The organism is Diaphorobacter sp. ED-3 (assembly GCF_027625375.1).
Lineage (GTDB): Bacteria > Pseudomonadota > Gammaproteobacteria > Burkholderiales > Burkholderiaceae_C > Diaphorobacter > Diaphorobacter nitroreducens.
Window position 1 is genome coordinate 2,283,381 of record NZ_CP115182.1, and the last position, 23,322, is coordinate 2,306,702.

Annotated in this window: 20 protein-coding genes; 10 read left to right on the plus strand and 10 right to left on the minus strand. The window is 69.0% G+C overall.

Features of this window, described 5'->3' with window-relative positions; genetic code table 11:
• Window positions 1-48 precede the first annotated feature (48 nt).
• The 5 genes from PCQ86_RS11175 to PCQ86_RS11195 all read right to left on the minus strand — a co-directional run bounded on the left by PCQ86_RS11175 (window position 49) and on the right by PCQ86_RS11195 (window position 6,632).
• Window positions 49-630 carry a dihydrofolate reductase family protein gene (locus PCQ86_RS11175; protein ID WP_270173747.1) on the minus strand — a complete coding sequence of 194 codons (582 nt, stop codon included), beginning with the start codon at window positions 628-630 and terminating at the stop codon, window positions 49-51.
• Window positions 631-674: 44 nt separating this feature from the next.
• A complete protein-coding gene (locus PCQ86_RS11180; protein ID WP_011805267.1) occupies window positions 675-1,028 on the minus strand; it encodes a DUF3147 family protein in 354 nt (117 codons plus the stop codon).
• A 6-nt stretch (window positions 1,029-1,034) separates the two neighbouring features.
• Window positions 1,035-3,740, minus strand: coding sequence for a bifunctional acetate--CoA ligase family protein/GNAT family N-acetyltransferase (locus PCQ86_RS11185; protein WP_270175439.1), 2,706 nt, complete (start codon window positions 3,738-3,740; stop codon window positions 1,035-1,037).
• A gap of 125 nt (window positions 3,741-3,865) precedes the next feature.
• The gene (locus PCQ86_RS11190) at window positions 3,866-5,227 is read right to left on the minus strand and encodes a 3-deoxy-D-manno-octulosonic acid transferase (RefSeq protein WP_270173748.1); all 1,362 of its coding nucleotides are present in this window, start codon (window positions 5,225-5,227) and stop codon (window positions 3,866-3,868) included.
• A 16-nt stretch (window positions 5,228-5,243) separates the two neighbouring features.
• Window positions 5,244-6,632, minus strand: a complete 1,389-nt coding sequence (locus PCQ86_RS11195) for a phosphomannomutase/phosphoglucomutase (RefSeq protein ID WP_270173749.1) — start codon at window positions 6,630-6,632, stop codon at window positions 5,244-5,246.
• 196 nt (window positions 6,633-6,828) lie between these two features.
• Between PCQ86_RS11195 and PCQ86_RS11200 the strand changes: the two genes are divergently transcribed.
• From PCQ86_RS11200 to PCQ86_RS11215, 4 genes are all read left to right on the plus strand, one after another.
• Complete coding sequence (locus PCQ86_RS11200; RefSeq protein ID WP_270173750.1) at window positions 6,829-8,382, plus strand: DNA-3-methyladenine glycosylase 2 family protein; 1,554 nt, start codon at window positions 6,829-6,831, stop codon at window positions 8,380-8,382.
• Between the two features lie 60 nt (window positions 8,383-8,442).
• The gene (locus PCQ86_RS11205) at window positions 8,443-8,991 is read left to right on the plus strand and encodes a methylated-DNA--[protein]-cysteine S-methyltransferase (protein WP_047349567.1); all 549 of its coding nucleotides are present in this window, start codon (window positions 8,443-8,445) and stop codon (window positions 8,989-8,991) included.
• A complete protein-coding gene (locus PCQ86_RS11210) occupies window positions 8,988-9,926 on the plus strand; it encodes a DMT family transporter (protein WP_220637422.1) in 939 nt (312 codons plus the stop codon). The genes PCQ86_RS11205 and PCQ86_RS11210 overlap by 4 nt, the downstream gene beginning before the upstream one ends.
• Window positions 9,927-10,159: 233 nt before the next feature.
• Complete coding sequence (locus PCQ86_RS11215; protein WP_270173751.1) at window positions 10,160-14,044, plus strand: sensor domain-containing protein; 3,885 nt, start codon at window positions 10,160-10,162, stop codon at window positions 14,042-14,044.
• A gap of 88 nt (window positions 14,045-14,132) precedes the next feature.
• On the opposite strand, the gene PCQ86_RS11220 is transcribed toward PCQ86_RS11215, so the two are convergent.
• From PCQ86_RS11220 to PCQ86_RS11230, 3 genes are all read right to left on the minus strand, one after another.
• The gene (locus PCQ86_RS11220) at window positions 14,133-16,028 is read right to left on the minus strand and encodes a propionate--CoA ligase (protein WP_270173752.1); all 1,896 of its coding nucleotides are present in this window, start codon (window positions 16,026-16,028) and stop codon (window positions 14,133-14,135) included.
• A gap of 220 nt (window positions 16,029-16,248) precedes the next feature.
• Window positions 16,249-16,854, minus strand: a complete 606-nt coding sequence (locus tag PCQ86_RS11225) for an isochorismatase family protein (protein ID WP_270173753.1) — start codon at window positions 16,852-16,854, stop codon at window positions 16,249-16,251.
• Between the two features lie 164 nt (window positions 16,855-17,018).
• A complete protein-coding gene (locus PCQ86_RS11230; protein WP_442874408.1) occupies window positions 17,019-18,209 on the minus strand; it encodes a PQQ-dependent sugar dehydrogenase in 1,191 nt (396 codons plus the stop codon).
• 358 nt (window positions 18,210-18,567) lie between these two features.
• On the opposite strand from PCQ86_RS11230, the gene PCQ86_RS11235 reads away from it, so the two are divergent.
• The gene (locus PCQ86_RS11235; RefSeq protein WP_011805256.1) at window positions 18,568-18,726 is read left to right on the plus strand and encodes a DUF3309 family protein; all 159 of its coding nucleotides are present in this window, start codon (window positions 18,568-18,570) and stop codon (window positions 18,724-18,726) included.
• Between the two features lie 61 nt (window positions 18,727-18,787).
• Here the strand turns inward: PCQ86_RS11235 and PCQ86_RS11240 are convergent, their stop codons facing one another.
• Window positions 18,788-19,261 (minus strand): CBS domain-containing protein, encoded by a 474-nt coding sequence (locus PCQ86_RS11240; protein WP_270173754.1) that lies wholly within the window; start codon window positions 19,259-19,261, stop codon window positions 18,788-18,790.
• 28 nt (window positions 19,262-19,289) lie between these two features.
• Window positions 19,290-19,526, minus strand: a complete 237-nt coding sequence (locus tag PCQ86_RS11245; protein WP_270173755.1) for a hypothetical protein — start codon at window positions 19,524-19,526, stop codon at window positions 19,290-19,292.
• A gap of 371 nt (window positions 19,527-19,897) precedes the next feature.
• Here PCQ86_RS11245 and PCQ86_RS11250 point away from each other — a divergent pair, with 371 nt between their 5' ends.
• The 5 genes from PCQ86_RS11250 (at window position 19,898) to PCQ86_RS11270 (ending at window position 23,302) form a co-directional block, all read left to right on the plus strand.
• The gene (locus tag PCQ86_RS11250) at window positions 19,898-20,476 is read left to right on the plus strand and encodes a hypothetical protein (protein ID WP_015913346.1); all 579 of its coding nucleotides are present in this window, start codon (window positions 19,898-19,900) and stop codon (window positions 20,474-20,476) included.
• 146 nt (window positions 20,477-20,622) lie between these two features.
• Window positions 20,623-20,898 (plus strand): KGG domain-containing protein, encoded by a 276-nt coding sequence (locus PCQ86_RS11255; protein ID WP_270173756.1) that lies wholly within the window; start codon window positions 20,623-20,625, stop codon window positions 20,896-20,898.
• Window positions 20,899-21,121: 223 nt separating this feature from the next.
• The gene (locus PCQ86_RS11260; protein ID WP_270173757.1) at window positions 21,122-22,135 is read left to right on the plus strand and encodes an SDR family oxidoreductase; all 1,014 of its coding nucleotides are present in this window, start codon (window positions 21,122-21,124) and stop codon (window positions 22,133-22,135) included.
• Window positions 22,136-22,290: 155 nt separating this feature from the next.
• Window positions 22,291-22,461: a hypothetical protein gene (locus tag PCQ86_RS11265; RefSeq protein WP_270173758.1), complete on the plus strand. Its 171-nt coding sequence runs from the start codon at window positions 22,291-22,293 to the stop codon at window positions 22,459-22,461.
• Window positions 22,462-22,507: 46 nt separating this feature from the next.
• A complete protein-coding gene (locus PCQ86_RS11270) occupies window positions 22,508-23,302 on the plus strand; it encodes a hypothetical protein (protein WP_270173759.1) in 795 nt (264 codons plus the stop codon).
• Window positions 23,303-23,322: the final 20 nt, after the last annotated feature.

Here is a 23,322-nt window from a genome sequence, read left to right on the forward strand (position 1 = left end):
AATAGCTGCTTGCGCTTGGTGGATAAGCGCTAGAGGTCTAAAAGACCATCATTCCCGGTCAAGGCCCGCCGCGTCACCCGTCCGGTTCACGGCATAACGCAGCTCCACCATGCCCGTCCCCAGGGGCTGTGCGTCAAGCAGGCGCAACGCGGTGCTGGGCAGCCGGCGCGGAAACAGCGGCTTGCCCCGTCCCAGCGTGACCGAGCCCACCTGCAGGATCAGCTCGTCCAGCAAGCCAGCGTCGTAGAACTGGCCGGCAAGGTCCCCGCCGCCTACTATCCAGAGGTTCTTCGTCCCCGCCGCCAAGCGCATGGCCGCGTGCACCGGCCGCACGTCGCCCTGCACGAAGCGGATGTCCGCCCCGTCGATGCCCGGCAGGCGGCGCGAGGAGAAAACCCAGGCGGGCTGCGTGTAGGGCCAGGCGGAGCCCGTTTCGGCGCGCACGGCGTCCGCGTTGCGCAGCATCCATTCGTAGGTGGATGACCCCATGGCCAGGGCACCCACCTGCGCGATGAAGGCGGGATAGCTGGATTCCTCCAGGCTGCCCAGGGTGAAAAGCCAATCCAGCGAGTCGTCTTCCGTGGCGAGGAAGCCGTCCAGGCTGGTGGCGGTGAAATACTGGGTTTTCATGGACGGTTTATAGCGCGTGGGCCGTCCCGCAAAGCTCTGCAGGGTCAGGGCAGCAACTCGACGCCCAGCGGCCGCACGGCGAGCGCGAACAGGCCGAAGCAGACCACGGTGATGGCTGCGCTGGCCAGCAGGGTCAGGCCGAACCCGATGCGCGGCAGCAGCCAGGGGAACGCCAGGAACATGGGCAGCGTGGGGACCACGTACCAGAACGTGTACCAAGCGTGGTTGGCGATCTTTTCCTGCGGCTGCTTTTCCACGTACAGCCAGACCAGCGCGAGGAACGTCACCAGCGGCAGCGCCGCCAGCAATGCGCCCAGCTTGTCGCTGCGCTTGGCTGCTTCGGACACGGCGACCACCACCGCCGCGGTGATCAGGTATTTGGTGACGAGCCAGCCCATCGGCTTTTACAGTTGGTGCACCACCAGGCGGAATTCTGGGTCGTCCTCGAAGGTGCGCACCTCGAAGCCCAGGCGCCGCATCAGCTTGAGCATGGTCGGGTTGTTGGCCAGCACCAGGCCCTGGATCTCGGCCAGGCCGCGATCGCGCGCCACGTCCATGATGCTGAGCATCAGGCGCGAGCCCAACCCTTTGCCGGCGAAGTCGTCGGCCACCAGCAACGCGAACTCGCAGCTCGTCTGGTCGGGGTTGGTCACGTAGCGCGACACGCCCACGATGCGCTCCTTGTAGCTCACCTCGCCCTCCTCGTCCACCACGCGCTCGCGGTGCACGGCCACCAGGGCCATCTCGCGGTCGTAGTCGATGAGGGTGAAACGCGCCAGCATGGAAGGCGGCAGCTCGGCCAACTGCGACACGAAGCGGAAGTAGCGGCTCTCGGGCGACAGTTCCTTGACCAGGCGCTGCACCATCTGCGCATCGTCCGGACGGATCGGGCGCACCAGGTACTCACCCCCGCCGCGCAGCGGCCACACCGCCTCATAGCGCGCCGGATACGGCAGGATGGAGAGGTGGCCGTAGTGCCCGTAGCCGGCCACCTCGCCGCGCGAGCCGCCCTGGGCCGTTTCATGGATGACGATGCGCGCGTCCACGGCCACGGCGCCCTGCTCGTCCACGATCAGGGGGTTGATGTCCATCTCGCGCAGCTGGGGCAGCGCGCAGACCATCTCGGACACGCGCAGCAGCACCTGCTCCAGCCCTTCCAGGTCCACGGCGGTGGCGCCGCGCCATTCGCCCAGCGTCTCGGCCACGCGCGAGCGGTCGATGAGCCGCCGCGCCAGGAATTGGTTGAGCGGCGGCAACTCCATCGCGCGATCGTTGATGAGCTCGATCATCGTGCCGCCGGCGCCAAAGGTGATCACCGGGCCGAAGGGCTCGTCGCTGACCAGGCCGATGCAGGTCTCGCGCCCGCGGCGCCCGCGTGCCATCTTCTGCACCGTTACGCCGTTGATGCGCGCGCCGGGCTGTACCCGCGCCACACGCTGCACCATGTCGGTGTAGGCATCGCGCGCGGCCGATCCGTTGTGCACATTCAGCGCCACGCCGCCCACGTCGGACTTGTGCGCGATGTCGGGCGAATCGATCTTGAGCGCCACGGGGAAGCCGAGCTGCGTGGCGATCATCATCGCCTCGTGGCTGCTGCGCGCCAGCAGCGTCTTGGTCACCGGGATGTGGAAGGCCGCCAGCAGCGTCTTGGACTCCATCTCGGTCAGCACGTTGCGCCGCTCGGCCAGCACGCTCTCGATCACCAGGCGCGCGCCCTCGATGTCGGGCTTGGACAGCGTCGTGAGCGGCGGCGGTGTCTGCTGCAAAAGCTGCTGGTTCTGGTAGAACGAGGCGATGTTGCCGAAGGCGCCCACCGCGGCCTCGGGCGTTCGGAAGGTGGGAATCTGCGCGGCCCGCAGGATGCGGCGCGCCGGCACCACCGAGGCGTCGCCCATCCAGCACGACAGCAAGGGCTTGGAGGCCAGGCGCTTGGCATCGGCCAGCACGGTGGCCACGGCTTCGGCGTCGGCGCCGGCCTTGGGCGAGAAGATGGCCAGCAGGCCATCGATCTGCTTGTCACGGAACGCCGCCTCCAGCGCCAGGCGATAGTGCTCCGGCCCCGCTTCTTCCGACAGATCGATCAGGTCGGCCAGCGAGGCCAGCGGCGGCAGCTTGGGCGCCAACGCAGCGCAGGTCTCGGGCGAAAAGCGGCCCAGGTCCAGGCCGATCTCGTTCTCCCAGTCGGCCGCCAGCACGCCGGGGCCGCCGCCGTTGGTGATGATCGCCAGGCGCTTGCCCACGGGGCGGTAGCGCGAGGCCAGGCACTTCGCGGCCGAAAACAGCTCCACGAACGAGCGCACGCGCACGGCGCCCGCGCGGCGCAGCGCGGCGTCGAACACGTCGTCGCTGCCCACGATGGCGGCGCTGTGCGTCTGCGCCGCCTCGTTGCCTGCAGGCTTGCGCCCCGCCTTGAGCACCACCACCGGCTTGGCATAGGCCGCCGATCGCAGGGCGCTCATGAAGCGGCGCGCATTCTGGATGCCCTCCATGTAGACCACGATGCTCTGCGTGCGCGCATCGTTGGCCAGGAAGTCCAGCGCCTCGCTCAGCCCCACGTCGGTGTGCGGGCCCAGCGAAATCACGCTGGAAAAGCCCACCGCGTTGTTGCTGGCCCAATCCAGGATGGACGAGGTGAGCGCGCCCGACTGGCACACCAGGGCCAGCGACCCCTCGCGCGCCAGCGGCCCCGCGGCGCTGGCATTCAATTGCAGCGACGGCCGCTGCATGCCCAGCGAATTGGGCCCCAGCAGGTGGATGCCCTCGCGACGCGCGATCTTGCGCAGCTGCTCCGCCAGTTGCGCATCCACGCCGTTGGACAGCACCAGTGCCGAGCGGCAGTTGATGCGCCCCGCTACCTCCAGCGCGGCGGGAAGGTCCTGCAGCGGCTGGGCGATGATGGCCAGGTCCGCACGCGTCTGCGCCAGGTCGGCCAGCGTGCCGCTGGTATGGATGTCCAGGTAGGTGAGCGTGCCCGTGAAGCGCTGGGCGGCCAGCGCCTCGCGCAGCACCTTGGCCTGGGGCGTGTGCGTGTCGGGCGCATCGGCGTTGCCGGCCAGCACGACGATGGAGCTGGGCGTGAACAGGGGTGTGAGGTAGTGCTTGTCCATCATGATGGAGCGATTCTCTGCCATCCCGGCGTTGCTTGGCGAGACAGGCAACGCCGGCGGCTTGCGCTGTGTCAGCGCCCTCGCAGTCGTGGTTGCAGTCGTGACCGCAGGAAACGCGGGCGGGCCGCTCAGTCGGGACGGTCGTCCACGGCCTCGCGCAGGCGCTGCAGGACGGCCAGGGCCGTGTCCAGGGCCGCGCCGCGGTGCTCCTCGGTGAATGCCACGCAGCGCTCGGACAGCGCCCTCCGCCGCTGCGGGTCCTGCGCCAGGGCGGCCGCGGCGGCCACGCCCTCGGCCATGTCGGCCACGCGCAGCGCGGCGCCAGCGTCGATGGCCAGGCGCGCGGCCTCGGCAAAGTTGAAGGTGTGCGGGCCCATGACCACGGGGCAGCCGCCTGCCGCGGCCTCGATGAGGTTCTGCCCGCCCAGCGGCGCAAAGCTGCCTCCCAGCAGCGCCACGTGGGCCAGGCCGTAATACAGCGCCATCTCGCCCAGCGAGTCGCCCAGCCACACATCGGCGCTGTCCGGCTGCGCGGTCCACTGGCTGCGCCGCGACACGCGCAGGCCGGCGGCCTCGCACAGGCGTTGCACCTCGTCAAAACGCTGGGGGTGGCGCGGGACCACCAACCACTGCACGGACTGATTTACTCCTGAATCAATAGCTGCTGGCGCTTGACTGGCGGGTGCTAGAGGCGTTTTTTGCCTCAAAACCTCCAGCCACATGGCCTCTTCGCCCTCGCGGCTGCTGGCCAGCAGCACCACCGGTCGGGCGCTGGCGGCGCGCCACGCGCGGCCCTGCGCCTGCAGGGTGGGTGACGGCACCACGTCGAACTTCAGGTTGCCGAAGACCCCCGCCACGTGCGCGCCCACGTCGCGCAGGCGGGCGGCGTCGTCCTCGGTCTGCGCCCACACGGCCGACAGGCCGGCGTACGCCGGGCGCGACAGCCAGCCCAGCCGGCGCGCGCCGGCGCGCGACTTTTCGTTGAGCCGCGCGTTGGCCAGCACCAGCGGGATGCGCCGCCGGCGGCAGGCCGCGACGAGGTTGGGCCAGATCTCCGTCTCCATGAGGATGCCGATGGACGGGCGGAACTGCCGCAGAAAGCGCCGCACGGCCCAGGGCGTGTCCCAGGGCTGCCACACCTGCACGTCGCCGGGCAGCAGCAGCTTTTCGCCCTCGGCCCGGCCCGTGGCCGTGCCGTGGGTGAGCAGCAGGCGCATGCCGGGCAGCAGCGGGCGCAGTTCCTTCAGCAGGATGGCCGCCGCGCGTGTCTCCCCCAGGGAGACGGCGTGGATCCAGATGAACTGCTCGTCGGCCTCGGTCCCCGATGACGGCGAGAGGCTGTCCATGGGCGGCGGGTAGTGGCCGAAGCGCTCGGGCACGGCCACGGCGTAGCCGGGCTCGGTGAGCGCGCGGCGGCGCAGCTTGCGCAGCAGCAGCGGCGTGGCCAGCCACACGGCCAGGCTGTAGAGCCACAGGATGAGCTGGTGCATGCCGCCCGCGCTGCCCTCAGTGCGCGGCGCCGCCCACCTGGGCGCCGGGCTTCACGCGTTCCAGCAGCGCCAGCATGGCGGCTTCGATGCGCTGCAGCGCGGCGTCGGTGTGGCCCTCGAAGCGCAGCACCAGCACCGGCGTGGTGTTGCTGGCGCGGATCAGGCCAAAGCCATCGGGCCAGTCCACGCGCAGGCCGTCGATGGTGCTGATGCGGGCCGGCGCCCCAAACGCGTCGGCTGCCAGCGCCTGCAACTCGGCCGTCAGGCGATGGGGCTCGCCCTCCTCGCAATGCACGTTGAGTTCGGGCGTGGAATGGCTTGTGGGCAGGGCGTTCAGCACGGCGCTGGGGTCGGCATGGCGGCTCAGGATTTCCAGCAGGCGGCAGCCTGCATACGTGCCGTCGTCAAAACCGAACCAGCGTTCCTTGATGAAGATGTGGCCGCTCATCTCGCCGCCCAGGGGCGCGTCCAGCTCTTTCATGCGTGCCTTGATGAGCGAATGGCCGGTCTTGTACATCTGCGGCTGGCCGCCCGCGGCCTCGATGGCGGGCGCCAGGCGCTGCGTGCACTTCACGTCGAACAGGATGGGGGCGCCCGGTACGCGCGAGAGCACATCCTGGGCGAACAGCATCATCTGCCGGTCGGGGAAGATGTTCTGGCCGTCCTTGGTCACGATGCCCAGGCGGTCGCCGTCGCCGTCGAAGGCCAGGCCCAGTTCGGCGTCGCTGGCCTTCAAGGCCTCGATCACGTCGCGCAGGTTGTCGGGCTTGCTGGGGTCGGGGTGGTGGTTGGGGAAGTTGCCGTCCACCTCCGAAAACAGCTCGATCACCTCGCAGCCCAGTGCACGGAAGATGCCGGGCGCCGACGCGCCGGCGATGCCGTTGCCGCTGTCCACCACGATCTTCATGGGCCGCGCGAGCTTCACGTCGCCCACGATGCGTTGCACGTAGGCGGGCAGCACGTCCTCATGGCGCACGTGGCCCCCTTCGCGCAGCTGCCAGCTCTGCTGCTCCATGGTGCGGCGTAGCTGCTGGATTTCCTCTCCGTAGATCGCGCGGCCGGCCAGCACCATCTTGAAGCCGTTGTAGTCCTTGGGGTTGTGGCTGCCCGTGACCTGGATGCCGCTGGCGCACAGCGTGCTGGCCGCGAAGTACAGCAGGGGCGTGGTGCTCATGCCGATGTCGATGACCTCGACGCCCGCGTCCACCAGGCCCTGGATCAGCGCGGCCGAGAGCGCGGGGCCCGACAGGCGCCCGTCGCGTCCCACAGCCACCGTACGCTCGCCTTGCGCGAGTGCGGCGGTGCCAAAGGCCCGGCCGAGGGCGCGGGCCACGTCGTCGTTGAGCGTGCTGGGAACGATGCCGCGGATGTCGTAGGCCTTGAAGATCGCGGGAGAAAGCTGCACAGGGGATTCCTTGGAGATAAGGGGCGGGACCGGCAGGTCCGCCGTCCAGGCAAGGCCGGCAGGAAGGCCGGCAGGAAGGCCGGAATTGTAGGCCCGGTCCAGGCGCGCCCCTGTCAGCCGGGGGCCTAACTGAGGCCGGCCAGGCGCATGTCCGAAAACGGCCAGTGGAACGGCTGCGCGTGCCTATCATGGCCCCATGCCCGACGCCCTCCATTCCCCTGCTCCACCCGCCAGCACAGCCTCTGCGGCCGACGACGACGAGGCCCGCTACCTGGCCCTGCGGGCCCGGGATGCGCGGTTTGACGGACGGTTCTTCACCGGCGTGACCTCCACCGGCATCTATTGCCGTCCCGTCTGTGCCGTACGCACGCCCCGGCGCGAAAACTGCCGTTTTTTTACGCTGGCGGCGCAGGCCGAGAGTGCCGGCTTTCGCCCCTGCCTGCGCTGCCGGCCCGAGCTGGCGCCGCAGGCGCTGGCCTGGTCGGTGCAGGACGCATCGGGCATCCTCGTGCGCCAGGCGCTGCGGATGCTGGATGCGCCGCAGTCCTGGGGCGCGTGCGAAGGCGGCGCCGTGGTGGCGCAGCTGGCCGCGCGCCTGGGCGTGAGCGACCGGCACCTGCGCCGCATCTTCGAGGCCGCGCTGGGCATCTCGCCGTTGCAGTACCTGCAGACGCGCCGGCTGCTGGCGGCCAAGCAGTTGCTGACCGATACCGATCTGCCCGTCACCCAGGTGGCGCTGGCCAGCGGCTTTGCCAGCGTGCGCCGCTTCAACGCGGCCTTCAATACCCACTACGGACTCAATCCCACCCAGTTGCGCCGGCAAGGCGCCGCATCCGATGGGGTACAGGCAGGCGCCCGTGCGGTGCGTCTGGGCCTGCGCCCGCCCTACGACACGGCCGCGCTGATGGGCTTTCTGGCGGCGCGGCAGATCCACGGCATGGAGAGCATCCGCACCGGGCCGGGGGTGCAGGTTCTGCGCAGAACGGTGCGGCTGGCAAGCGCGGGCACCGTTTTCACCGGCTGGCTGGAAGCCGGCTTCGATGACGGGCGCCCCCAGCTGTGGCTGCGCGTCAGCGACGGCCTGCAGCCCGTGCTGCCGCAGCTCATCGCGCGGGTGCGCGCATTGTTCGACCTGGACGCGGACCCGCAGGCCATCAACGCGGTGCTGTACCCCTCCTTCCCGGAGGGCGACGGCCTGCGTGTGCCGGGCGCGTTCGACGGCTTCGAGCTGGCGGTGCGCGCCGTGCTGGGCCAGCAGATCACGGTGGCCGCCGCGCGCACGCTGGCGCAGCGGCTGGTGGAACGCTTTGGCGAGCCCATCGCCACGCCATGGCCGGACCTGCATCGGCTGTTTCCCACACCGGCCGCTCTGGCCGCGGCGCAAGGGGACGCACTGGGCAGCCTGGGCATCGTGCGCCAGCGGCAGGCCGCCATCGTGGCGCTTGCGCAGGCCATGGACGCGGGAACGCTGCTGCTGGATGCCAGCGCCGACGTACCCGCCACGCTGGACGCGCTGCGTGCCCTGCCCGGTATTGGCGACTGGACGGCGCAGTACATCGCCATGCGCGCCCTGCGCTGGCCCGACGCCTTTCCGGCCGGGGACGTGGCGCTGCACAAGGCGCTGGGCGTGCAGGGCCAGCCGCAACCCGCGCGCGCCGCCACCGAAGCAGCCCGCGCCTGGCGCCCCTGGCGCAGCTATGGCGTGCTGCGCGCGTGGAGTGGTTTGGCTCTGGTGCTATCAGACCAATAGCTGCCGGCGCTGGTTGCGCCTGCGCAAAAGGCAAATTTCGCGTTTAATGAAGGATTCACCATGCAATACCCCCGCGACACCGTGCAAAGCCGCATCGCAACGGCCCTGGGCGACGTGCGCCTGGCCGCCAGCGCGAAAGGCCTGGTCGGGCTCTGGTTCGACGGCCAGCGCCACCAGCCCGCGCAACTGGATGCCGCACCCGCGTGGCCCACAGACGATGCGCATCCCGTGCTGCGCGCGGCGGCCCAGCAACTGCAGCAGTTTCTGCGGGGCGAACGCACGCGGTTCGATCTGCCGCTGGACCTGTCGGGCGGCACACCCTTCCAGCAGGCCGTGTGGCAGGCGTTGCTGGCCGTTCCGCACGGCGCCACCACCAGCTATGGCGCGCTGGCACGCCAGATCGGCCGGCCTACCGCGGTGCGTGCCGTGGGCGCGGCCGTGGGGCGCAACCCCCTCAGCGTCGTCGTGCCCTGCCACCGCGCCGTCGGCAGTGCGGGCGCCCTCACCGGCTACGCGGGGGGGCTGCCGCGCAAGAAGGCACTGCTGGCGCTGGAGTCGGGCCCGCAAGCCCGCGCTATTCCCTTCACCCCTCTATTGAATTTCGCATGACAGCACCACACACGAGCGCTGAGGCCCTCTCCCCCCACGCGCCCGCCTGGGTGGGCGAGTTCGTGTTGCTGTCCAGCTTGTGGGGGGCGTCGTTCCTCTTCATGCGCCTGGGCGCGGCCGAGTTCGGCCCGCTGCCCATGGCCGGGCTGCGCGTGCTGATGGCCGCCCTGTTCCTCTGGCCCTTCCTGCTGCACCGGGGCGAATGGCCCGCGCTGCGGCGCCACTGGCGGCCCGTCCTGTTCGCCGGGCTCATCAACTCGGCGATCCCGTTCGCGCTGTTCGCCTGGGCGGTGATGCACATCGCCACCGGGCTGACATCGATTCTCAATGCCACGGTGCCGCTGTTCGGCGCGCTGGTGGCCTGGCTGTGGCTGGGCGACCGCATCAGCCGGCTGCGCTGGGCGGGGCTGGCGCTGGGCTTCGTCGGCGTGGCGCTGCTGGCCTGGCGCGCACCGGCTGGCGTGGGCGCCAGCGGCAGTCAGGCGGGCTGGGCCATTGCGGCGTGCCTGCTGGCCTCCACCTGCTATGCGGTGGCCGCCAGTTACGCACGGCGCTACCTGGTGGGCATTCCGCCACTGGCCACGGCCACGGGCAGCCAGGTGGGCGCGGCGCTCGGGCTGGCCCTGCCCATGTGGTGGGCCTGGCCCGCGCAGACGCCGAGCCTGCGCGCCTGGGCGGCCATCGCCGCCATTGCCGTGCTGTGCACGGGCATTGCGTACATCCTCTACTTTCGCCTGATTGCGAATGCCGGCCCCAGCCGGGCGCTGGCCGTGACTTTCCTGGCGCCCGTGTTCGCAGTGTTCTACGGCGCGGTGTTTCTGGGCGAAGCGGTGACGCCGTGGATGCTGGGCTGCGGCGTGGTCATTGCGTGCGGCACGGCGCTCTCCACGGGGTTGGTGGGCGGCGCGGTGCGGCCGGGTACAAAGGCGCCCTGACGCGCCGCGGCAGGGTTTCACCCGACGCCTGCGGGTCCGCTGCGCGACGCGCGGCACGCACATGGACCGCCGGGCCGCCGGGCGCAATACACTCTGAAACATGTCGCTTTGCGCCTTTGCCGTATTCCCTGCCGTTGCACGCATCCCCGGGCCGCGGCCCGCGGGCGCTGCGCCATTGCGCCAGGATGGCGGGGACCGCGGGGGCGACCAGCGCGCGGATGCACAGGAGGGATATGCCCACTGAGGTGTTCCTCTCCGGCATCGTGCACCTGCTGCTGATCGCCGGGGCGACCGCGCTGCCGCAATCCGTCCTGCTGCAACCCTCGCGCGGCGTGCGCATCGCGCTGGGCCTGGTGGCCGGGGCTGCGTCGACGCTGGTGGCCCTGCAGGGCATGCCGCTAGACGCGCCAGGGGTGGCGTACATCCACCCGCCCATCATCGTTTCCGCCGCGTTCCTGTTCGGGCCGTTGTGCGGTGGCGTGGCTGCAGTGGCTGCGCTGGCCAGCGGCTGGCTGGACGCGCCGGCCCACTGGGGCGCCATGATCAGCCTGTCCGCGGCCTGTTGGCTGATGGGCTGCCTGGCGTGGCAGCTGGGGCGCGCGACACGCTTGACGGCGATATCGCTGGTGGTCGCGCTCACCGTGCTGGTGCCGCCCGCGCTGCTGCCCTGGACCGAGACGGCCAGCGCCCTTGCCGCGCAGGGGGGATCGGCCCCGTGGCAGGGCATTCCCTGGCGCTACGCCTTCGGCGTGGTGGCGCTGTGCGGCGCCGTCGAGCTGCTGCGTGCGCGGGCCCGGTCGCTGCAGACGCTGGGACAGCACGAGGACGAGCTGCTGCGCGTGCTCAAGGCCTCGGGCGGCGGGCGCTGGGAATGGGATCTGCGCAACAGCCGCTTTACCTACCACGGGCGCTTTTACCGGGCTTTTGGCCTGGCCAACAGCCCCGACGACGAGGACTTCACACCGCTGCGCGCCTTCGATGTGCGCGAGTCATGGCAACGCTGGAACGCCCGGCGCCACCCCGACGACCGCGAGCGCCTGGGCGCGTACCTGCAGCGCGTGCAGGACGGACAGGAAGAGAGCTTCCATGCCGAGTCGCGCATGCGCGATGACGAGGGTCACTGGCGCTGGGTGGTCTCGCGCGGGCACGCGGTGGAGCGCGACTCCGCCGGACGCGTGCTGCGCATGGCCGGCATTGACCTGGACATCACCGAGCACCACGAGATGCGCGACGCGCTGCGCGTGTCCGAAGCCAAATACACCACCGTCTACCAGACGCTGCCCGACGCCGCGGGCATCACCCGCCTGTCCGACGGGTGCTACCTGGACGTGAACCCTGCGTTCGAGCGGTTGCTGGGCAAGCCGCGCGACCAGATTTTGGGGCGTTCGTCCATGGAACTGGGCGTGTGGGGCGACACGCAGGAGCGCGCCCGCCTCACCGAGGCGCTGCGCAACCAGGGCGAGGTCCGCGGCCTGCCAATGACGGCGCTGCGCGACGGCGCCGAAGTGCCGGGCCTCATGTCGGGACGGGTGTCGCGCATTGAGGGCGAGGACTGCCTGGTCTTCGTGTTCCACGACATGACGCAGGAGCGCCGTGTGCGCGATGAATTGCTCGCCGCCAACCGCCTGCTGCGCCAGGCGGGCTGGATGGCGCGGCTGGGCGTGTGGGAGGAAGAGCCGGGCAAGGGCATCACCTATTGGTCCGACGTGTGCTTCGACATCCACGGGCTGGACCCGGGCACGCCGCTGCCGCGCGACTATGTGCAGCAGTTCGTCGCACCCGTCTGGCGGGAAGCCATGCACGCAGCCCTGCGCGACTGCCTGCGCAAGCGCACTGTGTGGAGCCAGGAAATCGAGATCGTGCGCGCCGATGGGCGCCTGGTCTGGGTGCGCGTGCGCGGGGAGCCCATCATCGAGGGCGACCGCGTGGTGCGCGTGCGCGGCATCCTGCAGGACATCGACGAGCCGCGCCGCGCGGCGCAGCGGCTGCGTTCTTCCGAAGAACGGCTGGCGCGCATCTTCCAGCTGCTGCCCTACCCGCTGGGGTTCTCGCGCCGCGAGGACGGCACCTACCTCGACGTGAATCCGGCGTGGGAGCAGGCCCTGGGCTACACCCGCCAGGAAGCCGTGGGGCGCACGGTGGTGGAACTGGGCATCTACTCCGCCCCCACCCGCGCGGCGCTGCTGGAGGCGGCGACGGCCGAAGGGCAGCTTGTGGGCTACGAGCTGGAACTGACCACGCGCGGCGGCGACAAGCGCACCGTGCTGCAGTCCATGAGCCCCATCGAAGTGAACGGTGAGGCCTGCTGGCTGTTCGGCCTGCACGACATCACCGAGCGCAAGCAGACCGAACAGCGCGTACGCGAACGCGAGGAACTGCTGTCGCTCACCATCGAGGCGGCGGCGCTGGGCCTGTGGGACTGGAACCTGCCCAGCGGCGAAGTCACGGGCGACGCGCGCTGGCGCGCCATGTACGGACTGGCGCCGGTGGAGACCGGGGCCAGCGCTGCCGTGCACTGGGCGTCGGGTATCACGCCGGAAGACATCGACGTGGTCACCCAGGAGCTGCAGCGCCACCTGCAGGAGCCGCACAAGCCGTTCGACGTGACCTGCGAGGTGCTTGCTCCCCAGGGCGACGGCCGCTGGATCCGCAGCGTGGGCAAGGTGGTGGCGTACGACGCCGCCGGGCAGCCCGCGCGCATGGTGGGCATGTCCATCGACGTGAGCAGCCAACGCGCGCAGGAGCGGCAACTGGAGCGCATGGCCCATTACGACGCACTCACCGGCCTGCCCAACCGGGTGATGCTGGAGCGGCGGCTGCGCGCAGGCATGGAGCACAGCCGTGCGCGCGGCCAGCAATTGGGCGTGGCCTACCTGGACCTGGACGGCTTCAAGCCCGTCAACGACCGCCTGGGCCACGCGGCGGGCGACCGGCTGCTGGTGGTGGTGGCCGAGCGGCTCAAGCGCGCCCTGCGCCTGACCGACTCGGTAGCGCGGCTGGGCGGGGACGAGTTCGTGATCCTGCTGTCGGGCTTGGCCCATGCCGAGGAATGCGAGCGGCGCCTGCATACGGTGATGGAGAGCGTCGCGGCCCCGTACACGCTGGACGGCGAGCGCGTGCTGGTCACCGCCAGCATCGGCTACACCCTCTACCCCGACGATGAGGCCGACGCCGACACCCTGTTGCGCCACGCCGACCAGGCCATGTATGCGGCCAAGCAGGCGGGGCGCAACCGCTTCCATGGCTTTGACGCCGCCGAGGAGCGCGCCCGGCAACTGCGGCGCGAGCAGTGCGGCGAACTGCTGCGCGCGCTGCAGCGTGGCGAACTGACACTGTTCCTGCAGCCCAAAGTGGACATGCGGCTGGGCACCGTGGTGGGGGCCGAGGCCCTGGCCCGCTGGCAGCACCCCGAGCGCGGCCTGCTGTCGCCCGTGCATTTCCTGCACCTCATCGAAGGGCACACCGAGCTGCAGATGCGTTTTGGCGAATGGGTGGTGGACACCGCGCTGCAGCAGATCGCCCGCCTGATGGCACAGGGTCTGGAACTGCCCGTCAGCATCAACATCACGCCCGAGCACCTGCACCGCCGGGGCTTTGCGGACTGGATGGCGTTGCGCCTGGCGCAGCACCCCGCGGTGCCGGCGCGGCTGCTGGCCATCGAGCTCACCGAAAGCGCCGCGCTCTACGACATCGACCACGTGGCGCGGGAGCTGACCAGACTGCGCGCGCTGGGCATGCAGATCTCGTTCGACGACTTCGGCACGGGCTACTCGTCGCTGGCGTACCTGCGCCGCCTGCCCATGGACCACCTCAAGCTGGACCGCAGCTTCGTCGCCGGCATGCTGGCCGATGCGGGCGACCGGGCCATTGTGCAGGGCGTGATCGGCCTGGCGCATTCCTTTGGCTGCGGCATCGTGGCCGAAGGGGTGGAAACGGAGGAGCAAGGCCTGGCAGTGCTGCAGATGGGCTGCCACCACGCGCAGGGCTACTGCATCGCCATGCCCATGCCCGTGGAGCAGTTCATGGACTGGGCGAAGGCCTGGCAGGCTCCCGCACCATGGCGCGCCACCGGCCAGGCCGCCGCGCCCGTACCACCGGCGGCGGCGATAGCCGCTTGATGGCGTATCGAATCAAGCAATAAAAAAGCTTCCAGCGCCCGTCCATCAAGCGCTAGAAGCTATCAAATCAGGAGCAAATTGCCGCGCGTCAGCCCAGCAGTTCCTTGATCTGCTGCAGTGCCACGGGGTCTTCCATGGTGGTCAGGTCACCCGTGTCGCGGCGCTCGGCCACGGCCTGCAGGGCGCGGCGCAGCAGCTTGCCGCTGCGGGTCTTGGGCAGCATCGTCACGAACAGCACGCGCGCCGGGCGGGCCACGGCGCCCAGTTGGGTATCGACCTGCTTCATCACCTCGCCTTCCAGCTTCAGGCGCGCGGCCTCGTCGGTGAGGCCCGAGGCATCGCGCGGCACCGCGAAGGCCATCGCGACCTGGCCTTTCAGCGCGTCGGCCACGCCCACCACGGCCACCTCGGCCACATTGGGGTGGCCGGCGATGCATTCCTCGATCTCGCGCGTGCCCAGGCGGTGGCCGGCCACGTTGATCACGTCGTCGGTGCGGCCCAGGATGAAGTAGTAGCCGTCGGCATCGCGGATACCCCAGTCGAACGTGCTGTAGACCAGCCGGCCGGGAATGCTCTTCCAGTAGGTGTTGACGAAGCGATCATCGTTGCGCCACACGGTCTGCAGGCAGCCAGGGGGCAGCGGCCCCTCGATGGCCACCACTCCCTTCTGGTTGGGCTGGGTCAGCTCCTCGCCCGTGGCCTCGTCGATCAGCTGGACGTGGTAGCCGTACACGGCCTTGCCCGGGCTGCCGAAGCGCGAGGTTTGCTTCTGCACGCCGTTGCACAGCGTGAGGATGGGCCAGCCGGTCTCGGTCTGCCAGTAGTTGTCGATGATGGGCACCTGCAGCGCGTCGCTGATCCACTGCGCCGTGGGCTCGTCCAGGGGCTCGCCCGCCAGCCACAGCGCCTTCAGGCTGCGGATGTCGTATTTCTTCAGGTAGGCCGGGTCTTGCTTCTTCAGCACGCGCACCGCCGTGGGGGCCGAGAACATGTGCGTGACCCGGTATTTCTCGACGATGCTCCACCAGATGCCCGCGTCGGGCCGCACCGGCAGGCCTTCGTACAGGATGGTGGTCATGCCGGCAATCAGCGGGCCGTAGATGATGTAGCTGTGGCCCACCACCCAGCCGATGTCGCTGGTGCAGAAATAGGTGTCGCCCGGCTGTGCCTCGAAGATGTGGCGCATGCTGGACGCCAGCGCCACGGTGTAGCCGCCCGTGTCGCGCTGCACGCCCTTGGGCTTGCCGGTGGTGCCGCTGGTGTACAGGGTGTAGCTGGGCTGCGTGGCGTCCACCCAGATGCACGGCACCTGCGCATCCATGTGCCGCGCGCGCAGTGCCGCCCAGTCGTGGTCGCGGCCCGCGCGCATGGCGGCGGGCGCGAGGCCCCGGTCCACCAGCAGCACGGCCGCGGGCTTGTGGGCCGACAGTTCGATGGCCTCGTCCAGCAGCGGCTTGTAGGGCACCACCTTGCCGCCGCGCGAGCCCGCATCGGCGCTCACGATCACCGTGGGCTCGGCGTCCTCGATGCGCGAAGCCAGCGACGACGACGCGAACCCACCGAACACCACCGAATGGATGGCCCCGATGCGTGCGCACGCCAGCATGGCGAACGCCGCCTCGGCAATCATGGGCATGTAGATCAGCACGCGGTCGCCCTGGCGCACGCCCAGCGTCTGCAGGCTGGCGGCCATGCGCTGCACTTCCTGGTGCAGCTCGGCGTAGGTGTAGGCGCGCTCGGTATTGGTTTCGGTGGAGATGGCCACCAGCGCGTTTTGCAGCGGGCGCTCCGCCAGGTGGCGGTCCACCGCGTTGTGGCACAGGTTGGTGGTGCCGCCCACGAACCACTTGGCGAACGGCGGATTGCTCCAGTCGCAGATCTGCTGCGGCGGCTGCTGCCAGTCGATCAGGCGAGCCTGCTCGGCCCAGAAGGCGTCGCGCTCGTCGATGGAGCGGCGGTAGAAGTCGGCATAGTCGGCGGCCATGGTGCTGTCTCCTTGGAATCCTCCGCGCCGACGTGGCGCGGGTCGGTGGTTATCCAAAATTCATAATTATTCATGCCGCACTTGCGGGAAGCTGACGCGGTCGCCGACGCGGTCCCAGACACGGTCCTTGACGCGGCGCTCGCCGCACCCTCTACGCCCAGCCCACCTTTGTGCTTCACTATTCATAGCTGTTAGCGCTTGGTGGGTGTGCCCGAGAGGCCTATTTGACCAAGGCCAGCATCTCCTTGAATGCCGGGTGCTCGCAGCTGCGCAGCCACTCGAAGGCCACCATCTCGGTGGTTACCAGCTCGGCGCCGGCGCCGGCCAGTCGGTCGAAGGCGGCGTCGCGGTTGCGCTCCGTGCGCGAGCTGCAGGCGTCCGTCACCACCCACACCTCGAATTCATCCTCCAGCAGATCGAGCGCCGTCTGCAGCAGGCAGACATGGGCCTCGCAGCCGGCCACCACGATGCTGGCGCGCTCCGGGGCCTGGGGCTCGCGGCCCTTTTGCAGGTGCTTGGGCAGGCTGCGCGCATTGCCGCCCTGGGGCTTGGCGGGCGGGCGCAACCACTCGCCCAGGCCCTCCTCGGTGGCGCTGAAGTGCATCTTGGACAAGGTGCGCTGGCACAGCGCGCGCAACGCGGCGTCGTTGGGTCCCAGGCGCGAAGGATTCTGTTCCGTGCCCCACACCGGCACGTCCATCAGCCTGGCAATCTGCGCCAGCCTGCGCGCGTTGGCCAGAATGGCTTCTGCCTCGAAGATGGCGGGCATCAGGCGTTCCTGGTAATCCACGAGAACGAGTTGGGATTCGGAGGCGTCAAGCAGCATGGCGGTCATCGTTGTTCAGTCGGGCGGTCATTGTCGCAGGCGCTACGGGTAGCAGCGGGGCAACGGCGCGCGAGCTCCTCGTGCGCCGCATGTCCCGATTCGGGCACAGGGGATGCCCCCTCGCAGCCGGTCCCGCACCGCGGCTCGCCCTCGCGCTGGCGTGTTCAACGTTGCCTCAGGCGCAGCAACTGCCCGTCCGGGCTGTCGGTGAGCAAGTACAACCAACCGTCCGGCCCCTGGCGCACGTCGCGGATGCGCGCGCCCAGGCCGTCCAGCAGGTACTCGTCGCGCACCACCTGCGCGCCCTGCAGCTCCAGCCGGTGCAGCCGTGCGAACCTGAGAGAACCCACGAACAGGCTCCCCTTCCAGGCCGCGCCGTACCGGTCGCTGGTGAGAAAGGCCATCCCCGACGGCGCGATCGACGGCACCCAGTAATGCAGCGGCTGCTCCATGCCGGCCTTGGCCGTGCCCTCGCCGATCTTGCCGCCGCCATAGTTTTCGCCATAGGTGATCACCGGCCAGCCGTAGTTGCGGCCTGCTTCGGGGCGGTTGATCTCGTCGCCCCCTTGCGCGCCGTGCTCATGGATCCACAGCCGGCCGTCTGGCCCCCAGGCCGCTCCCTGGGGGTTGCGGTGGCCCCAGCTCCAGATCTCCGGCAGCGCGCCCGCGCGGCCCGCCAGCGGGTTGCCGGGCGCCGCGCCGCCCGTGGGCGCTATGCGCACGACCTTGCCCAGGTGGTTGTCCAGGCGCTGGGCGTCCTCCTTGCGGCCGTAGCGCTCGCCCAGCGTGAGAAACAGATGGCCGTCCGGCGCCTGCACGATGCGGCAGCCAAAGTGCAACTGGCTCGCCACCTTGGGACGCTGGCTGAAGAGCACTTTCACGTCCTGCAGCGCCGCCGCGTCCGGCGCCAGCGTGGCGCTGGCCAGGGCCGTGCTGTTGCCGTCGCCCTTCGGTGCGGGTTCGGAATAGCAAAAGAAGATGCGCCGGTTGCGCGCGAAGTCCGCATCGGTGATCACATCCAGCAGGCCGCCCTGCCCGCCCGCTGCCACTTGTGGCAACCCGGCCAGCGGCGGCCCCAGGCGCCCGTCGGCCTCTACCACGCGCAGGCGGCCGGGCCGCTCGGTGACGAGGAAGCGCCCGCCCGGCAAGAAGGCCAGGCCCCACGGATGGCTCAGGCCCGAAGCCACTACCTCCGCCGACGCCTCACCGCGCGCGGGCACGGGGTGTACGGGTGCGACCTCCTGGGAAAGCGCCTCGCCGCCCGCCAGCATGGCGGCGGCGGTCAATGCTATGTTAATAATAGCTGCTAGCGCTCTTCCGGTATGGCTTGCAGGCACTTTTGACACAGAGTTCATGGGAAGGATTCCTGGGATCAACCGTGGGTGCTGTCATGGTGCTGCGCCAGCGGGCTCTGTATGCGGCACGCGAGGCTACGCGGAGGGCCATGGGGCCGCGTTGACACCATGGCATGTGCATTGTGCGCGGCCGGGCCGCACAGGCAAACCCATCCTTCAGCGAACCTGCACGCGGGCGCCCCGCGCAGCCGGCATGGCAAAGCGCCGGCTACTGTCCAGGCAAGAGCGGGGCCTTGGCCTACAGCCCGCTCGGCATGCTGCCTGACCACACCATGCACCGCCTGCCTAGCTGCGGGCGCCTCCAGCGCCCGCACGATGAGGCCACGCGATGCCCGCGTTGCCAACGAAAGGAAAAACCATGTCGATTTCCCTCCTGCTGCTCATCATCCTGGTGCTGATCCTGATCGGCGTGCTGCCGACCTGGGGGTACAGCCGTTCCTGGGGCTACGGTCCGGGCGGTGGTGTCGGGCTGGTGGTGGTGATCGTGCTCATCCTGCTGCTGATGGGGCGCATATAAAAAAAGGGGGGGCCTGCGCCCCGCTGTGGCGAGGCGCAGCAGTGCGTGCAGCCGTGTGTCGTCACGAGGTCTGGCCGCCGCCCGCGGCGCCGCTGGCGGCCGATTGGCTGCGCCGGTCAGGCTCTGAAGGACTGGAGATGTCGCGGATCGCCGTGCCGGACTGGCGCTCGTCCACGTTGGTGGCCACGTCGCCCAGCGACACGATACCCACCACCCGCTGGTCACGGTCCACCACGGGCAGCCGCCGCACCTGCATGGCGCGCATGGACGCGATGGCTTCGTCCACGGGCTGGTCTTCGTAGCAGTAGTACACCTCGCGGGACATGACCTCGTTCAGGCGCGAGTGGGTGCGCTCTTCGGCCAGGCCGCGCAGCACCATGTCGCGGTCCGTCACCATGCCCACCAGGCGCTCGCCATTGCACACCGGCAAGGCTCCCACATTCAACTCGCGCATGGCCTGCGCGGCGGTGGTCAGGGTGTCGTCGGGTGCCATGGTGCGGATCCCGCGGGTCATCACATCAGAAACGTTCTGCATAGCTCACTCCATTCATGAAAGACAAGGGTCAGGCGCGATCGCGCAAGACTTGGACACCCGCGGCCTCGGCGCAATGGTTGCAGCAGAAGATGCGCTCTCCCGCCTGCACGCCGTGGCCGATGATGGGCACCTCGCAGTGCCCGCACCGCGGCGCCAGGCGCGAAATAGCGCACTCAAAGCTGTCGAAGGTGTGCGGCTTGCCGTCCAGAATCACATCGAACGTGCGGTCGTAGGTATTGCCGCAGGTTTCGCACTGCTTGGCCATGGGAAGTCCTTTCTTGCAACGGGTTGGCCTTTAGTGTGGGAAACGCGCAGGCGCCGGGCTGTAGGACCAGCCGCCGTACCGGGGAAGGCGCGCCTGCGCAATGCGTGGCTGGGCGGTACTGCCGACCTGGGCGGGATGCGGCGCCCAAGCGATGAGGGTCCCGGCCCATTTCTGCCCTTGTCCTACAGCCGGGCATTTTTCCCAGGCGCAGAGTGGATCGATGCGGACCCTTCGAGGACGGCGCTCTACCGGGCAGCCCTTGCTCCTGCTGAATACACCGCGGCGGCGCCGTCCACCGCGGAGTCCGCGTGCCGGGGCGGGCCGTCCGCGCCCGCCGTCACACACCATGATCCCTGGATGAGGAGCCCCGTATGAGCAGTCCTCCCATCTTCGAACAACTGCAAGCCAAAGCCTCGCAATGGTGCTCGGAATATGGGCGTTACAAGGAGGAATGCCGCGTGTTCGCGGAGCACATGCGCGTGGAGTACATCGAATACCTGGGTGCGCGGTCGGCGGACATTGAGTTCCACGTTCTGAATGAAAACCTGGAGCGCATGAAGGACGAGGGAACCACCCTCTCGCCCCGCTTGCAGCCGGGGGACGATGGCTTCATCTACTTCGGTCTCACGATTGTCTTCAAGATGAACCACGGATGTCTGGATGAGCATGTGCGCATCGGCGTGCAGCGCGTGCGCAACCAATGGCGTGTGCGCTGGAACCAGACGGAGATGGCGTATGGAGACCCGCCGCACCTTGCCTTCTTCCAGAAGGTGACCGCGCTCATCGAAGCCAAGTTCTCCACACCCTTTCACAAGCAGCGGGGTGCGCTGGGGTTCATTCCCGTGGTCAGCAACGACCACCTGGCGCTGCTGCCGCCCGCAGAGCTGCGCATTGCAGCGGAGGCCGACGCGCCCACCGCAGAAAGTGGCGGCCAGCCCGCCAAGGGGTAAGCGCCACCACGGCCCCAGCGCAACCGATTCCGACCTCTCCGTCGGATTCTTCTTATCTGTGCATGCAAATGCAGCGGCCTAGAGTGAATTGGCAGCGATTCACTGTCGCCGCTTGTTCATTTCCCCCATCACGCAGGAGCTTACGCATGCCCAGCCCTACCTCCCAACATCCCGCCAGCCGAGATCAGCGCGCCGGCACCCCGCCCCAGGCCAGCAGTCAGGGCGGGCGGGGATTTGCCTGCATGGACCCCGAGCGCCAGCGCGAGACGGCCTCGCAAGGCGGGCGCGCGGCCCATGCCTCGGGCAATGCACACGAATTCACCTCCGCCGAGGCACGCGCAGCAGGCGCCAAGAGCCATGGGGGCACCCACGCTTCCCGCGGCGCCGGCCAGAGCAGCCCTCGCCGCAGCAGCGACCGCTGACGCGCACTGGCCAGCAGGGCCGGGCCCGCCATGGCGCGTGCCCGGCCCTGTGGTTTTCAGCCCGTCATTTCAGCCACTTTTTATGCAGGAGCCAACGCCATGGAAACCGCCGCCCGTCATTGCCACATCGCGCCGCTTTGCCCCGATCCCGAACTTCCCCTCTGGAAATCCCTGGGCTGAGCAGCAGTCCTCTCGCTTTCTGAACCCCCCACGGAGCCTTCTCATGAATACACCGGCCAGCCAGACGCCCTCCTCGCCCACCGCCGACGAGACCCAGCAACAGCAGCGGGACATACAGCAGCAGCAAGACCAAAAAGACGCCGCCAAGTCCTCAGGCGACACCCAGCAATCGCAGAAGGCGGCACCCGGCCCGGGCCGCGAGGAGCCCGCTCCACCCATGCCGGACCAGCATCTGCAAAAGCCCGGGCATGAACATGCCATGGAGCTCCAGCCCCGTTTCGACGCGCCCCACTACAAGGGCAGCGGCAAACTGCAGGGCATGGCGGCCCTGATCACGGGAGGCGACTCCGGCATTGGCCGCGCGGTCGCGCTGCTGTTTGCCCGCGAGGGTGCCGACGTCGCCATCGTCTACCTGAGCGCCGACCAGGACGCTCAGGAGACCGCCCGCCTGGTGCAGGCGGAGGGCCGTCAATGCTTGGTCATTCGGGGTGACGTGAAAGACGCGGCTTTTTGCCGCGACGCGGTGAAGCAGGCCGTGGCCCAGCTCGGCAAGCTGAACATCCTGGTGAACAACGCCGCATTCCAGGAACACGCCGAATCGCTGACGGACATCACCGAGGAACGGCTGGACGAAACCTTCCGCACGAATATCTACGGCTACTTCCACATGGCCACGGCCGCGCTGCCGCACTTGTCACGCGGCGACGCGATCATCAACACCGGCTCCGTCACCGGCCTGCGGGGCAGCAAGAAGCTGCTGGACTATTCGGCCACCAAGGGGGCCATCCATGCCTTCACCAAAGCCCTGGCACACAACCTGGCGGAAAAGGGCATCCGCGTGAATGCGGTGGCCCCGGGGCCGGTATGGACGCCGCTGAACCCGGCGGACCAATCGTCCAAGGACATCGTTCACTTCGGCGAGAAGACGCACCTGGGCCGGCCGGCACAGCCCGAGGAGATTTCTCCGGCCTACGTGTTCCTGGCAGCGCCGTGCTGCTCCAGCTACATCACCGGGATCGTGCTGCCCATTACCGGCAACGCGGGGGACGGCGCCTGATGCGTCTGATGCGCATGCGCTGTGTTTCCAGTCATCGCAGGGCACCTACCCGCCGATAGGACCGGTCCTACCGACTCGCGTGCACCGCAACCGAAGAATGAATCACGCACATCAGGTTTTGTGCGCCCTTCACACCACCACTTCAGGAGAAATCGATGCCCAACAACAACCCGCAAGGCCACAACCAGTACACGGAGAACTTGAACCAGCGCAAGAGCCAGAGCCGCCAGGGTGGCGCCACGGCCAGCGGCCATAACTCCACGCGATCGCAAGGCGATTCGAATGCGAAAAGCGGTTCATCCAACCGCAGTTCAAAGCAGCGCTGAGCGTTTTCAGCCCCCTCTTCCACCCCCTTTTTTTCAGGAGTACGCAATGGCATACCGAGACAACGACGAACGCAATTACCGCCAAGACCGCAGCCGTGACGATCACGACAATCGCATGGGCCGCGGCGGGCGCGAATCCCAGCAAGGCGGCGACTACCGCGGCGGGGACGACCGGGAGCGCTATGCCTCCTATGGCCAGGAAGGCAGCGGCTCCCAGCGCTCCCAGCGCGAGTGGGCCGGCGACTACCAGGGCATGCAACAGCAGCGCCCTTATGAGGAAAACTACCGCGACCGCTACGAGGCGGGTTATGACAGCGACTTCCGCGCAGGGTCGCGATCAGGCCAGGGCTACCACTACCAGGGCGGTGCCGGCTATGGCGGCGACTTTGGCGCAGGCGGGCAGCAGCAGGGCATGTACGGCGGCAACAACCCGATGCAGGGCTCGTACGGCCGCGGCTACCGCGGCGCTCAAGGCTATGGCGCCCAGGGGGGTATGGGCCAGAGCGGCTACGGGGGGTACGGTTCGCAGGGGTACGGCTCCCAAGGCCAGGGTTATGAAGGCCATCGCGACGCGGACTTTGGTTCGCAGTACTCCGGCACCGGCGGAGAGCAGCGCGGACGCTTTCAGAACGACCCCGACTACCACCAGTGGCGCCAGGACCAATTGCGCCAATTGGATGACGACTACGACTCCTGGCGCAAGGAGCGCTATGAGAAGTTTGCCGATGACTTCAACACCTGGCGCACCTCGCGCGGCGGCACCGGGCAAAAGAGCAGCGGCAGCAACAGCGCTACCTCATCCAACCAGGGCACGTCGGGCAAGAACAAGGAGCAAGGTTGATCCTCGCTGATCCCCTGGTC

Coding starts and splice junctions, on each gene's coding strand:
- PCQ86_RS11175 (WP_270173747.1), bottom strand. CDS start 630: ATGAAAACCCAGTATTTCACCGCCACCAGCCTGGACGGCTTCCTCGCC.
- PCQ86_RS11180 (WP_011805267.1), bottom strand. CDS start 1,028: ATGGGCTGGCTCGTCACCAAATACCTGATCACCGCGGCGGTGGTGGTC.
- PCQ86_RS11185 (WP_270175439.1), bottom strand. CDS start 3,740: ATGATGGACAAGCACTACCTCACACCCCTGTTCACGCCCAGCTCCATC.
- PCQ86_RS11190 (WP_270173748.1), bottom strand. CDS start 5,227: ATGCACCAGCTCATCCTGTGGCTCTACAGCCTGGCCGTGTGGCTGGCC.
- PCQ86_RS11200 (WP_270173750.1), top strand. CDS start 6,829: ATGCCCGACGCCCTCCATTCCCCTGCTCCACCCGCCAGCACAGCCTCT.
- PCQ86_RS11205 (WP_047349567.1), top strand. CDS start 8,443: ATGCAATACCCCCGCGACACCGTGCAAAGCCGCATCGCAACGGCCCTG.
- PCQ86_RS11210 (WP_220637422.1), top strand. CDS start 8,988: ATGACAGCACCACACACGAGCGCTGAGGCCCTCTCCCCCCACGCGCCC.
- PCQ86_RS11215 (WP_270173751.1), top strand. CDS start 10,160: ATGCCCACTGAGGTGTTCCTCTCCGGCATCGTGCACCTGCTGCTGATC.
- PCQ86_RS11220 (WP_270173752.1), bottom strand. CDS start 16,028: ATGGCCGCCGACTATGCCGACTTCTACCGCCGCTCCATCGACGAGCGC.
- PCQ86_RS11225 (WP_270173753.1), bottom strand. CDS start 16,854: ATGCTGCTTGACGCCTCCGAATCCCAACTCGTTCTCGTGGATTACCAG.
- PCQ86_RS11230 (WP_442874408.1), bottom strand. CDS start 18,209: ATGAACTCTGTGTCAAAAGTGCCTGCAAGCCATACCGGAAGAGCGCTA.
- PCQ86_RS11235 (WP_011805256.1), top strand. CDS start 18,568: ATGTCGATTTCCCTCCTGCTGCTCATCATCCTGGTGCTGATCCTGATC.
- PCQ86_RS11240 (WP_270173754.1), bottom strand. CDS start 19,261: ATGCAGAACGTTTCTGATGTGATGACCCGCGGGATCCGCACCATGGCA.
- PCQ86_RS11245 (WP_270173755.1), bottom strand. CDS start 19,526: ATGGCCAAGCAGTGCGAAACCTGCGGCAATACCTACGACCGCACGTTC.
- PCQ86_RS11250 (WP_015913346.1), top strand. CDS start 19,898: ATGAGCAGTCCTCCCATCTTCGAACAACTGCAAGCCAAAGCCTCGCAA.
- PCQ86_RS11255 (WP_270173756.1), top strand. CDS start 20,623: ATGCCCAGCCCTACCTCCCAACATCCCGCCAGCCGAGATCAGCGCGCC.
- PCQ86_RS11260 (WP_270173757.1), top strand. CDS start 21,122: ATGAATACACCGGCCAGCCAGACGCCCTCCTCGCCCACCGCCGACGAG.
- PCQ86_RS11265 (WP_270173758.1), top strand. CDS start 22,291: ATGCCCAACAACAACCCGCAAGGCCACAACCAGTACACGGAGAACTTG.
- PCQ86_RS11270 (WP_270173759.1), top strand. CDS start 22,508: ATGGCATACCGAGACAACGACGAACGCAATTACCGCCAAGACCGCAGC.